This is a genomic window from Caloranaerobacter azorensis DSM 13643, from assembly GCF_900129995.1.
Lineage (GTDB): Bacteria > Bacillota > Clostridia > Tissierellales > Thermohalobacteraceae > Caloranaerobacter > Caloranaerobacter azorensis.
The window spans coordinates 35,724-48,560 of record NZ_FQXO01000008.1; the positions used below are offsets into that span (position 1 = coordinate 35,724).

A 12,837-nucleotide genomic window follows, 5' to 3' on the forward strand; every position below is an offset into this window, starting at 1 on the left:
GGGATTTATTTTTTCATTAAGATTGAAGATTAATTAAAAGTAAATATATTTTTTGGTTAAAATATCTAATGAACGTAATATAATTATGATAATATAAGAAACATAGACGAGGAGAGTGATATGGTGTCGAAAAAGGCGTTAAGTAAGTTAAAAATTATTCCATTGGGCGGCTTATTTGAAATAGGAAAAAATATAACAGTAATAGAATATAATAATGATATAATAGTTATCGATTGCGGATTAATATTTCCAGAGGATGAAATGTTAGGGATAGATGTAGTAATACCCGATATAACTTATCTTTTGAAGAATAGAGAAAAAGTAAGGGGTATAGTTTTAACACATGGACATGAGGATCATATAGGAGCTTTACCTTATATATTGAAAAAAATTAATGTTCCTATTTATGGTACGAAGTTAACATTAGGACTTGTAGATTACAAATTGAAGGAACATAATATAAAAAACGTAAAATTAAACGTTGTAAAGCCCGGGAAATCGGTTAAATTAGGATGTTTCAATATAGAATTTATAAGGAACAATCATAGTATTCCAGATTCGGTTTCTTTAGCAATACATACTCCTGTAGGTATTGTAGTACATACTGGAGACTTTAAAATAGATTATACGCCCATAAATGGAGAGGTCATTGATTTGCATAAATTTGCAGAATTAGGACGAAAAGGTGTATTAGTCTTAATGGCTGAAAGTACAAATGTAGAAAGACCTGGTTATACAATGTCAGAAAAAACTGTTGGTGATACTTTTAATGATATTTTTATGAAAGCAAAACAGAGAATAATTGTAGCTACTTTTGCATCGAATATACATAGAATACAGCAGATTATCAATGCGGCGATTATGTTCAATAGAAAAGTGGCTGTATCTGGCAGGAGCATGGTTAATGTGGTTAATGTTGCAAAAGATTTAGGATATCTAGATCTACCAGATGGAGTATTAATAGATATTAACGAAATAGATAAGTATCCAGATAATGAGATAGTAGTTATAACGACGGGTAGTCAAGGAGAGCCGATGTCAGCTTTAGCAAGAATAGCATCTTCTGAACATAAAAAGATGGAACTAATGCCTGGAGATTTAGTGATTATTTCTGCAACACCAATACCTGGTAACGAGAAAATGGTAGCTAAAGTAATAAATCAGCTTTTCAAAAAAGGTGCTGATGTAATTTATGAGGCGTTAGCTGATGTTCATGTATCGGGGCATGCTTGTCAAGAGGAGCTTAAGTTAATACATACTCTATTAAAGCCAAAGTTCTTTATTCCAGTACATGGTGAATACAGACATTTGAAGCAGCATGCTCAATTAGCAGAAGAATTGGGAATGCCGAGAGAAAACATTTTTATTGCAGAAAATGGTTCGGTAATTGAATTTACAAAAGATAAAGGGAAATTTGGGCAGCAAGTAATTGCAGGTAATATTCTAGTTGATGGTCTTGGGATAGGTGATGTTGGTAATATTGTACTTAGAGATAGAAAGCATCTATCTGAAGATGGTTTGATTGTAGTAGTAGTAACAATTAGTAAAGAAAACGGTAAAGTAATAGCAGGTCCAGATATAGTTTCAAGAGGTTTCGTTTATGTAAGAGAATCCGAAGATTTAATGGAAGAAGCTAAAGAGAAAATTAGAGTCGTTTTAGCTGAATGTGAGAAGAATCATATTACTGATTGGGCTACTTTAAAAGCTAGTATTAAAGATGAATTAAGGAACTTTTTATATAGTAAAATTAAACGAAATCCTATGATTTTACCTATAATAATGGAAGTTTAATATTGTGGTCATATAGTAATTGTATATTAAAATTTGTTTTTAAAAGGGGAGTGGTTTTATGAATGTTTATGATATAGCTCATAGTTTGGCTAGAGCAATTAAGAATTCAGAGGAATATAAAGATTATAAGAAAAAACGAGAGAGAGTTTTTGCAGACAAAAATATAAAAGAAATGGTATTAGATTTTAAGAAAAAAGCTATAGAAATTCAAATGCAACGTATGACAGGTGAAGAAGTGCCAAAAGAAAGATTGGAAAAGTTTGAAAAGTTAGAAGAGATAGTTATGGGCAATCCTATTATATATGATTTTTTTATGGCAGAAATTAGACTAGGGCAAATGATGAATGATATTTATGAAATTTTAGGAGAAGCTGTAAATATGAATTGGGGAATTAGGGATAATGAAAAATAGCATAGAATAACAAAGGATAACAAAGGATAACAAAGGAGAGATTTCTGATGAATACAAGATTTCTAACTAAAGCAAGTGTAATCGCTGCATTATATGTCATACTTGTAGCATTAGAAATACCTTTTGGCACATTAGCTTTTGGACCTATACAGATAAGAGTAGCAGAGGCGCTAGTATTATTACCATTAGTAGAAACAGCTGCAATACCGGGAGTTTTTATTGGATGTTTAATTGCAAATTTAATTTTAACTTTTACTTCGGGTTTTGGTTTGATAGATATTATAGGTGGAAGTTTAGTTACATTAGTTGCGGCGTTTTTAACAAGTAAAATGCCTAACAAATTTCTAGGAATTTTACCGCCGGTTATTTTAAATGGGATTGTTGTTTCGTTATGGGTTTCTTATTTTTTTAATATGCCTTATTGGCCTACTGCTGCAACAATTGCTTTAGGCGAATTAATAGCTGTAGGATTGTTTGGAAATATTGTTCTATATATTTATGAAAGAGCAATAAGATAAAGCGGTGTGTCCGCCTTCAGACTGTTGACAGACTTATATTTTACTTTGTCAACAGGCTCAAAGCGGTTTACCCGCTTTTTTCTATTTATTTAACAGAATATTTTATTCATAAATTACTATTATATCTTGTAAAAAAAGGTGTAAAATTATATAATTAAAAGAGCAAAATAAAGGAGGACAAGCTATGCCTAAAGTCCTGATTAAAGGAAGAAATAGAAAACTAAGAATAGGTTTAGTATTATTTGTTTTAGTTTTTTTTATAACTGTAGTATTTTTTTATATTAAAGAACAAATAAAACCTTTAGGTATTGAAGGCGATTCTAATAATGTTACTATAGAGATTCCATTAGGTAGTACTACCGAAGAAATTGCAGAGATATTGGAGAAAAATTCATTAATAAGAAACAGATATATCTTTAGAATTATTGTTAAAATGAAAAATGTTGATGGGAAATTAAAGGCAGGCGAATATTCGCTAAACAATAAAATGGATTTATATCAGATTATAGATGCATTGATTAAAGGTAGTTCTAAAAAGACTATAACGTTTACAATACCAGAAGGCTATGAATTATCAATGATTGCAGAAAAGCTTAGTAAACAAAATTTAGTTGATAAAGAAAGATTTTTAGAGCTTTGTAATAATGTTTCATTATTTAAAAATAAGTTTGATTTTCTTAATGAACTTCCTGAAGGCTTGACTTTAGAGGGTTATCTATTTCCTGATACATATGAGATATATAAGGATGCTAAAGAAGAGGATATTATAGATAAAATGTTAGCTAGATTTGAGCAAGTTTACAATGATAAAATTAAAGAAAAAGCAAAAAAATTAAATTTGACAATGAATGAAGTAATTACATTAGCATCAATTATAGAAAGAGAAGCTAAACTAGATAATGAAAGACCTTTGATATCAGCAGTATTTCATAATAGACTAAAAAAAGGATGGTTATTGCAATCATGTGCAACAGTTCAATATGTATTAGGAGAAAGAAAAGAAAAATTAACTTATGCTGATTTAAAAATTGATTCTAGATATAATACTTATTTATATAAAGGTCTTCCACCGGGACCTATTGCATCACCTGGGTTAAAATCGATGGAAGCAGCTGTAGAACCGGCTGATGTCGATTATTTGTTCTTTGTAGCTAATGAAAATGGAGGTCATATTTTTTCAAAGACTTTTAATGAACATATAAAAGCGAAAAATAAATACAAGTAATAAGTTTTGATATTGGATAAAATAATACGTGGTATGTTAGCCACGTATTATTTGTGTAATATTAATTATAAGGGGAGATAGTTTTGAGTAGTATAAATATGGATTACATAGAAGAATATATAAGGAGTATTCTTCCTAGAAGTTCTGAATTTTTAAAAGCACTTGAGGATTATGCTAAAAATTATAATGTACCAATAATACATCCTGAAGTTGCACAGTTTATTAGAGTAATAATAAAGATAAAAAATCCTAAGAAAATTTTAGAAATTGGTACGGCTATAGGGTATTCAGCAATAGTAATGGCTGAAGCTTCTAATGAAAATTGTGAAATAGTAACAATAGAAAGAAGAGAAGATATGGTAAAATTGGCAAAAGAGAATTTTAAAAAAGGCGGTTTAGATAATAGAATAAAAATATTACATGGTGAGGCACAGGAAATTTTGCCTAATATAAAGGATAATTTTGATATAGTTTTTCTAGATGCAGCTAAAGGTAAATATATGGAATTTTTACCCTATTGCATAGATAATCTGAATGATGGGGGAATTATAATTTCAGATAATATACTTTTTAAGGGAATGGTAGCTAATGACGACTTGGTAATAAGAAGAAAAAAAACAATAGTTAGAAGAATGAGAGAGTATTTAAAATACATATGTGATACTCCAATACTTGAAACGAGCATAATACCTATTGGTGATGGAATTGCTTTAACGATAAAAAAAGACGGGAGGTAGAGTAATGAAGAAACCAGAATTATTAGCACCAGCTGGTGATTTAGAAAGACTTAAAATGGCAGTAATCTATGGGGCAGATGCTGTCTATCTTGGAGGAGAGAGATTTGGGTTAAGGGCTGGAGCTAAAAATTTTAATATTGAACAATTAAAACAGGGATTAGAATTTGCTCATAAGAGAGGGAAAAAAGTTTATGTAACATTAAATATAATACCGCATAACGAGGATTTTAAAGGGTTAAGAGAATACATTAAAGATTTGTATAATATGGAAGTAGATGCTGTAATTGTATCGGATCCGGGAGTATTTAGTATTGTGAAAGATGCAGCTCCTGATTTTGAAATTCATTTAAGTACTCAAGCAAATACAACAAATTATCATACTGCAAATTATTGGTATAAACAGGGAGTTAAGAGAATAGTTGTAGCAAGAGAACTGTCTTTAAACGAAATTAAAGAAATAATAGATAAAACACCCGATGATTTAGAAATAGAAGCCTTTGTTCATGGAGCCATGTGTATATCTTATTCCGGCAGATGTTTGTTAAGCAACTATATGATATTTAGAGATGCAAATAGAGGAGAATGTGCTCATCCTTGCAGATGGAAATACTATATTATGGAAGAAAAAAGGCCGGGTGAATATTTCCCAGTATTTGAAGATGAAAGGGGAACTTATATTTTCAATTCAAAAGATTTGTGTATGTTAAAGCACATTCCTGAACTGATAAATGCTGGAATTAGTAGTTTTAAAATAGAAGGACGAATGAAAAGTGCATATTATGTAGCAACTGTTGTAAGATCTTATAGAATGGTTATTGATAAATATCTTGCTGATCCTGAAAATTATGTTTATAATGATAAATGGTTAGATGAAATTAAAAAGGCTAGCCATAGAGATTTTACAACAGGGTTCTACTTTGGAAAACCGACTAGTGAAGATCAAGTGTATGGGAGTAGTTCGTATATAAGGACTTATGATTTCACAGGATTGATTCTCGAATATGATAAAGACTCAAAAATTGCGACTGTTCAACAGCGAAATAGAATGTTTGTTGGTGACGAAATAGAGATTTTTGGTCCTAATAAGAAGCATTTTACACAAATAATTGAAGATATGTGGGATGAAAATGGAGAACGGATTGAGGTAGCTCCGCATCCACAGCAGATAATAAAGATGAAAATAAATCAGCCAGTAGAACCGTGGGATATAATAAGAAAATTGAGAAAGGAATGATAAATTTGCAAAGACCAATTCTAATAGGTATTACAGGAGGAACTGGTTCAGGCAAGAGTACGGTAGCTCAGGAGATTTTTAATTCATTGCCAGAAAAGAATATTGTAATTATTGAACAAGATTCGTATTATAAGGATCAAAGTCATTTAACTTTTGAAGAAAGGATAAAAACTAATTATGACCATCCATTAGCTTTTGATAATGACTTATTAATTAAGCATTTAAAAGATTTGCTTGAGGGTAAGCCAATCGAAAAACCGATTTATGATTTCGAAGCCCATAATAGAAAAAAAGAGACGGTAAGAGTAGAGCCTAAAGATATAATTATATTAGAGGGAATTTTGATACTAGATGATGAGAGAATAAGAAATCTATTAGATATAAAAATATTTGTTGATACGGATGCAGATATTAGAATTATCAGAAGAATTACAAGAGATATAAAAGAGCGAGGTAGAACACTAGAGTCTGTAATCGAACAGTATTTAACAACAGTAAGGCCAGCGCATATGCAGTTTATTGAACCTAGTAAAAAATATGCTGATATAATTATACCTGAAGGCGGGTATAATAAAGTAGCGATAGATTTAATGGTTACAAAAATTAAATCAATAATAATGCAAAAACAAAAATAATAAATTATACCTCCAGTAGATAATGGGAATACTTATATTAGTTATCTGTTGGAGGTATTTTTATGAAGATGAGAAGAAGATTAATATTTTTCTATTGTGCTGCATTATTTATTTTTGGATTAATCATTGTTAGATTGTTTTACATTCAAATTATTAAAGGGGAAGAATACAAACAGGCAGCAATAAGACAAAGAACTATAGAGATTAAACTTAAACCTTCTAGGGGTATGATATTTGATAGGAATTTAATACCTTTAACGAATAAGAATAAAATTAAAACTATGTTCATATTTAGAAACATGTATAGTGAGAAAGAATTATCGAAAATACTAAAAATTTTAGATAGTAAAAATTCTATTGAAAAATATAAGATTTTAAGTAATGGAAATATAATTGAAATTCCATTAGATAAAGAAGCTGATGATTTAAAAAAAATAGAGAATTTAAAGGGAATTTATGTTAAGGATAAGATAAAAAGATATGATGGGGAAAATGTATTATCACATGTTATTGGATACGTTAATAAAAGTGAAAACAAGGGACAAAGCGGTATTGAGAGGGCATTTGATAATATATTAAAATTAGAAGATTCATATGGAAAATCAGCTTTAGTTGTTGACGGGAGAAAGAATTTAATACCAGGCATTGGAATGATAGATGTATTAAAAAAGAGAAATGAAAAAGCTACTGGTATAAAATTGACAATCGATTATAATATTCAAAAAATTGTAGAAAGAGTGATGGATTCCGAGAAGAAAAATGGAGCCGTAATAGTTGCTGATGTAAAAAGTGGAGATATTTTAGCTATGGTTAGCAGACCTAATTTTGATCAGGAAAATGTTGTAAAATATTTTAATAGCGATAATATGGAGCTGTATAATAAAGCAGTACAAGTAGCCTATCCACCGGGTTCTCTATTTAAAATAATAGTGCTTGCAGCAGCATTAGAAAGTGGAAAGGTTGATTTAGATAAAAAATATTTTTGTAAAGGTTATGAGGAAATAGGTAATATTAAGATAGCCTGTCATTCACATAAAACAGGTGGACATGGCGAAATAAATCTAGAAGAGGCGTTTTATAACTCATGTAATTCTGTTTTTATTCAAATAGGGAAAATAGTAGGAGCTAAAAATATAATTCAAATTGCGAAAAAATTTGGCTTTGGAGAATTGATTAATATTGGACTTTTAGAGGAGGTTAAGGGTAATCTGCCGGAAGGAAATGATATACTTGGTCCAGCGATAGGAAACATATCGATAGGACAAGGGAGTATTGAAGTAACTCCACTTCAAATAACCAACATGATTGTTACAATAGCTAATAATGGCATTATGAAAGATATGTCTATTGTAGACAGTTTAGTAACTGAAGATGGGCGTGTTATAAAAAAGATAAAAAGAGATAAGCCGAAAAGAATTTTAAATTCTTATTATGCAAAACTCATTCGGAGATATATGGAAAAAGTAGTTACTATGGGTACAGCTAAAAATATTTCGATGGAGGAAATAGGAGGAGCTGCCGGCAAAACAGGTTCGGCTCAAGCTGTTTATAATAAAAGGGAAACTATACATGCATGGTTTGCAGGTTACTTTCCGAAAGATAATCCTAAATATGCAATTACCGTTTTAATAGAAAATGGCATTTCGGGTGGAAAAACGGCAGCACCAATATTTGAAAAAATAGCTAAAGAAATAGAAAAAATCGAATAGATGTACTAGCACACCTTCACTAGAAAAAACATATAATCTAGTAGGACCTTTTGTGGAGGTGTGCTTTTTTATGTTTACGGCTTTACTGGCTATTTTAGGAGTACTTTTTAAACCTGTTATTTTATATGTTGGTTATATAACTAATACAAATTCTTTTCCGAATCCTTTAACTCCTGAAGAAGAAGAGAAGTATCTAAATTTGTACGAACAGGGAGATGAGAATGCTAAAAATATTTTAATAGAGAGAAATTTGAGATTAGTTGCTCATATAGTGAAGAAATACCACAATACAGGTAAAGAAATTGATGATTTAATATCAATAGGAACGATAGGCTTAATAAAAGCGATTACTACATTCGATAGAAAAAAGGGAACAAGGTTAGCGACATATGCAGCGAAATGTATAGATAATGAAATATTAATGTGCATACGTTCATCAAAGAAAATCAAGTCCGAAGTTTCGCTGCAAGATCCTATAGGAATGGATAAAGAAGGAAATGAAATTTCATTAATAGATATACTAGGTACTGATCCAGATGAAGTTGTTGATAAAGTAGATTTAAAAATGCAGGTAAATAAGCTTTATAAGAAAATGGATAAAATATTAAAATCTAGAGAACGCCAAATTATTGAATTAAGATATGGTTTGTTGAATGGGTGCTGTAAAACTCAAAGAGAAATTGCTAAAATGCTTGGAATATCAAGATCATATGTATCGAGAATAGAAAAAAGAGCGATAAAAAAATTAAGTAGAGCACTTAATTATAACGAATAAAACACTGTATGCAGAGATACAGTGTTTATCTTTTTATTTAATAAATTTTTTCTAAAACATGTTCAACTACTCTTGAAGGTAAAATTCTTTTTAATAATGCTACACATTTATATTTAAATCCAACAACAATTCTAACAGGCGGATTTTTGCTGTTTAATATTTTTGCAAATGCTTTTACTACAATTTGCGGGCCTGGGCCATTTAATTCATCTTTTATCATAGTTTCAACGGCTTTTTTATGTCTTTCTTTATAAGCTGGATTAATTAAAGCAGCTTTAGCAGTTTTTCTTGAAGAAGTAAAATTAGTTTTTATATCACCTGGTTCGATTATAGAAACTTTAATTCCAAAAGGTTTAACTTCCATTCGCAGACATTCAGTCATTGCTTCTACTGCATATTTAGTTGCACTATACATAGATTGAAAAGGAAGTGCAATAAACCCTGCTACAGAACTTATATTTACAATTAAACCTTTATTTTGTTTTCTCATTATAGGTAATACATGTCTTATAACCGACATCATCCCAAAAAAATTCGTATCGAATATTTCATGAGCTTCATCATTAGATATATCTTCAACGGCGCCACCTAGAGCATATCCTGCACAGTTAAGTAGTATATTTATTTGTCCTTCGTTTTTTACTATATAATCTATAGCTTCTTTAATAGATTTTTCTTGTGTTACATCTAAAGGTATCATTTGGATTGTTCCTTCTCTATTTTTAGTAAGTGAATCAGGGAATATGGCTTTTCTAGAAGTACCGTAAACTATATATCCATGTTTTTTTAAATATTCGGCACATGCCTTACCCATGCCTGAAGATGCTCCTACTACAAGTGCAACTTTTCCGTATATGTATTCCACGAAACTCCCTCCTTTGTTTTATACATAATAAGTATTCTATAATTAGAAAAAAAATCCTTTTTATTCGTGCACAATTTTGTGCAAAAAATTTTATTAATCGGAAGGAAAAACTTACAATTTATAGAATACTATATTTAGTAATCTTAGGAGGGATGTAAATGAGTACAGTTGAAGAAAAAATAAAGAGACAAGTTGATTCATCTTATTTAAGTTTAGCTGATTACTATGATATACCTGATAAAGATATCATGGGAAGAGCTAAAGAGTTTAAATTGTTTCAAGAAGATATGTATAGAAAGAGACATTTAAACTACAGAAGAATATCATTAACTGGATCGGGACCGGTAATGAAAATTATCGATCCTTATACTGGTAAAGAAAGAGAAATGATATATTTAGCTTCAAATGATTATTTAAATTTGACAAAGCATCCAAAAGTAGTAGAGGCAGGTAAGAAAGCACTATTAAAGTACGGGGCAGGTGCTGGAAGTGTACCGTTATTAGGTGGAACTTTAGATTTACATATTGAGCTTGAAAAAAAGGTAGCTAAATTTAAAGGTTGTGAGGCAGCTATACTTTATACTTCTGGTTTTGGTTCAAATGCAGGTACATTATTATCTTTATTAGGTGAGAAGGATATTGCAATATTAGATTTATATGTACATGCGAGTATAATAGATGGTTGTAAAAATACTAATATAAAATTTTTCAAGCATAACAATATGGATTCGCTTGAAAAGGTACTAAAGAGAGTTAAAGATAAATATAGGACAAAACTGGTAGTAGTAGATGGTGTTTATTCTATGGATGGAGATATAGCACATCTAGATCAAATTGTTGAAATTGCTCATACTTATGGGGCATATGTTATGGTTGATGAAGCTCATGCAACAGGTGTTATAGGTGAGAATGGCAGGGGTACTCCTGAATATTTTCATATAGAAGGTAAAGTAGATATTGTAGCAGGAACTTTTAGTAAAGCACTAGGTGGTGTAGGCGGTTTTATTGCTAGTAATAGTGAATTAATTGAATTATTGCATTATTATTCAAGGACTTATATGTTTTCAACAGCTCCTACACCACAAGTAACGGGGTCATTAATAGCTGCATTAGATGTAATTGAAAATGAACCGGCTCTTAGAGAGAAATTATGGGAAAATATTAATTATATGCGAAAAAGATTGTTAGATTTGGGATTTGATATTGGCAATGCCGAAACTGCTATATTCCCAATTATTATAGGAGATGACTATAAGGTAAAAGAGATGTGCAGGATGTGCCATGAAGCCGGGATATATGTAAATCCAGTTTTATATCCAGCGGTACCTAAAAAACTTGCAAGACTAAGAATAAGCATCATGGCTCAACATACGAAAGAGCAATTAGATTATACTATAGACGTATTAGAAAAATCAGGTAGAAAATTAGGGATAATTTAAGGGAAGTTTGACTTCCCTTTTTTTCATGCAGATGTTTAATATTAATAGTTTTCTTTAAAAATAAAAGTGAATATGTTATATTAGATTTAATGAAAAGAGGTGATTTAATGAGTAAACTTTTGCCAGACTTATACGTAAATACCATATTTGATATCGATTTAATAGCATTAAGAAATAGAGGAATTGATTCGATTATAGTCGATATTGATAATACTCTTGTAGCGTGGGAAACAGAATATGCATCAAAGGAAATAATCGATTGGTTTAAAAAGATAAAAGAATTAGGTTTTAAATGTTGTATTATTTCAAACAATACTAAAGATAGAGTCGTTAAATTTAATAAAAGTTTAGAAGTTTATGCAATTCATAGAGCTGTTAAGCCGAGGAAAAAGCCATTTCTAAAGGCAATAAAGTTTATGAATACAACACCCGATAAGACGGTTGTAATTGGGGATCAAATTTTTACTGATATTTTAGGAGGAAATAGATTAGGAGCTTATACGATTTTAGTAGTACCAATTAGCAAAAAAGAATTTTTTTGGACTAGAATTGTTCGTAAATTAGAAAAAAGGATTTTGAAAAAAATTGAGAAGGTGAATTGATGATGGATATTAATTCTCAAACAAAACTTTACTGCTTAATTGGAAATCCTGTCAATAAGAGTTTATCACCTACCATACATAATTATTTGTTTGATAAAGAGAAAGAAAATGCCGTATATATGGCATTCAATATAGAAAAAGAAGATTTAAAAAGTGTAGTTAATAGTTTTAGAGCGATTAATGTTAAAGGTTTTAATGTTACAATTCCATATAAAATAGACATTATAAATTTTGTTGATGAATTGAGTTATGAATCTGAATTAATAGGTGCTGTAAATACTGTTAAAATTTGCAATGGCAAATTAATAGGCTATAATACAGATGGATTAGGTTTTCTAAAGGCGTTTAAGGAAAAAAATATTTCTTTAAAAGGTAAAAATGTTTTAATATTAGGTGCAGGTGGTGCTGCTCAATCCATATCATTAACAGTTGCAAATGAAGGAGTTAAAAGTTTAACTATATTGAATAGAACAGTCAGTAAAAGTAGAGAACTTATTGAAAAAATCAAAAACAAATTTCCCAAAATAGAAACTAATTATGGTGGCTTGAATGAAAAATATGTAGATTTAAAAAAGATTGATGTACTCATAAATTGCACTTCAATAGGTATGTATCCAGAAGTTGATAAAACACCGATAGAAATAAATGGATTTAACAAAAATATTATTGTATATGATATAATATATAAACCGTTAGAAACGAAGCTTATCAAATCTGCAAAAGAAAAGGGTATGATTACTATTGGAGGACTAGATATGCTGATTTATCAAGCCTTATTAAGCGATGAAATATGGCTTGATAGGAAGCTAGAGATAGAAAAAATGAAAAATGAGATTAAAAAAAGGATTTTGTCAGAAAATATAGAAGTTATATAAATAATTTTTGTGGTAAAATA

General features: G+C 30.0%; 13 protein-coding genes. 12 read left to right on the top strand and 1 reads right to left on the bottom strand.

What is annotated here, in order from left to right; translation table 11 throughout:
- Window positions 1–120 precede the first annotated feature (120 nt).
- The 9 genes from BUB51_RS01750 (at window position 121) to sigK (ending at window position 9,036) form a co-directional block, all read left to right on the top strand.
- Window positions 121–1,791: a ribonuclease J gene (locus BUB51_RS01750; protein ID WP_073194940.1), complete on the top strand. Its 1,671-nt coding sequence runs from the start codon at window positions 121–123 to the stop codon at window positions 1,789–1,791.
- 58 nt (window positions 1,792–1,849) lie between these two features.
- A complete protein-coding gene (locus tag BUB51_RS01755) occupies window positions 1,850–2,203 on the top strand; it encodes a YlbF/YmcA family competence regulator (protein ID WP_035161238.1) in 354 nt (117 codons plus the stop codon).
- Window positions 2,204–2,250: 47 nt separating this feature from the next.
- Window positions 2,251–2,721, top strand: coding sequence for a QueT transporter family protein (locus BUB51_RS01760; protein ID WP_035161235.1), 471 nt, complete (start codon window positions 2,251–2,253; stop codon window positions 2,719–2,721).
- Window positions 2,722–2,905: 184 nt separating this feature from the next.
- A complete protein-coding gene (gene mltG / locus BUB51_RS01765) occupies window positions 2,906–3,946 on the top strand; it encodes an endolytic transglycosylase MltG (RefSeq protein ID WP_073194942.1) in 1,041 nt (346 codons plus the stop codon).
- Between the two features lie 83 nt (window positions 3,947–4,029).
- The gene (locus BUB51_RS01770; RefSeq protein WP_143153538.1) at window positions 4,030–4,683 is read left to right on the top strand and encodes an O-methyltransferase; all 654 of its coding nucleotides are present in this window, start codon (window positions 4,030–4,032) and stop codon (window positions 4,681–4,683) included.
- Window positions 4,684–4,687: 4 nt separating this feature from the next.
- Window positions 4,688–5,917 (top strand): peptidase U32 family protein, encoded by a 1,230-nt coding sequence (locus BUB51_RS01775; RefSeq protein WP_073194944.1) that lies wholly within the window; start codon window positions 4,688–4,690, stop codon window positions 5,915–5,917.
- Complete coding sequence (gene udk / locus BUB51_RS01780; protein ID WP_276716890.1) at window positions 5,914–6,552, top strand: uridine kinase; 639 nt, start codon at window positions 5,914–5,916, stop codon at window positions 6,550–6,552. Before BUB51_RS01775 ends, udk begins: the two co-directional genes overlap by 4 nt.
- A 62-nt stretch (window positions 6,553–6,614) precedes the next feature.
- Window positions 6,615–8,261 carry a peptidoglycan D,D-transpeptidase FtsI family protein gene (locus tag BUB51_RS01785; RefSeq protein ID WP_073194946.1) on the top strand — a complete coding sequence of 549 codons (1,647 nt, stop codon included), beginning with the start codon at window positions 6,615–6,617 and terminating at the stop codon, window positions 8,259–8,261.
- 70 nt (window positions 8,262–8,331) lie between these two features.
- Window positions 8,332–9,036: an RNA polymerase sporulation sigma factor SigK gene (gene sigK, locus BUB51_RS01790; protein WP_035161226.1), complete on the top strand. Its 705-nt coding sequence runs from the start codon at window positions 8,332–8,334 to the stop codon at window positions 9,034–9,036.
- Window positions 9,037–9,073: 37 nt separating this feature from the next.
- Here sigK and BUB51_RS01795 read toward each other — a convergent pair whose 3' ends face one another.
- Entirely contained in the window at window positions 9,074–9,901 is an 828-nt protein-coding gene (locus tag BUB51_RS01795) for an SDR family oxidoreductase (RefSeq protein ID WP_083599466.1), read from the bottom strand.
- A gap of 158 nt (window positions 9,902–10,059) precedes the next feature.
- Between BUB51_RS01795 and BUB51_RS01800 the strand changes: the two genes are divergently transcribed.
- The 3 genes from BUB51_RS01800 to aroE all read left to right on the top strand — a co-directional run bounded on the left by BUB51_RS01800 (window position 10,060) and on the right by aroE (window position 12,817).
- On the top strand, window positions 10,060–11,340 hold the full coding sequence (locus BUB51_RS01800) for an aminotransferase class I/II-fold pyridoxal phosphate-dependent enzyme (protein WP_073194948.1): 1,281 nt from the start codon (window positions 10,060–10,062) through the stop codon (window positions 11,338–11,340).
- A gap of 107 nt (window positions 11,341–11,447) precedes the next feature.
- Complete coding sequence (locus BUB51_RS01805) at window positions 11,448–11,942, top strand: YqeG family HAD IIIA-type phosphatase (protein WP_035161222.1); 495 nt, start codon at window positions 11,448–11,450, stop codon at window positions 11,940–11,942.
- Window positions 11,942–12,817, top strand: coding sequence for a shikimate dehydrogenase (gene aroE, locus BUB51_RS01810; protein ID WP_200791869.1), 876 nt, complete (start codon window positions 11,942–11,944; stop codon window positions 12,815–12,817). The genes BUB51_RS01805 and aroE overlap by 1 nt, the downstream gene beginning before the upstream one ends.
- Window positions 12,818–12,837 lie beyond the last annotated feature (20 nt).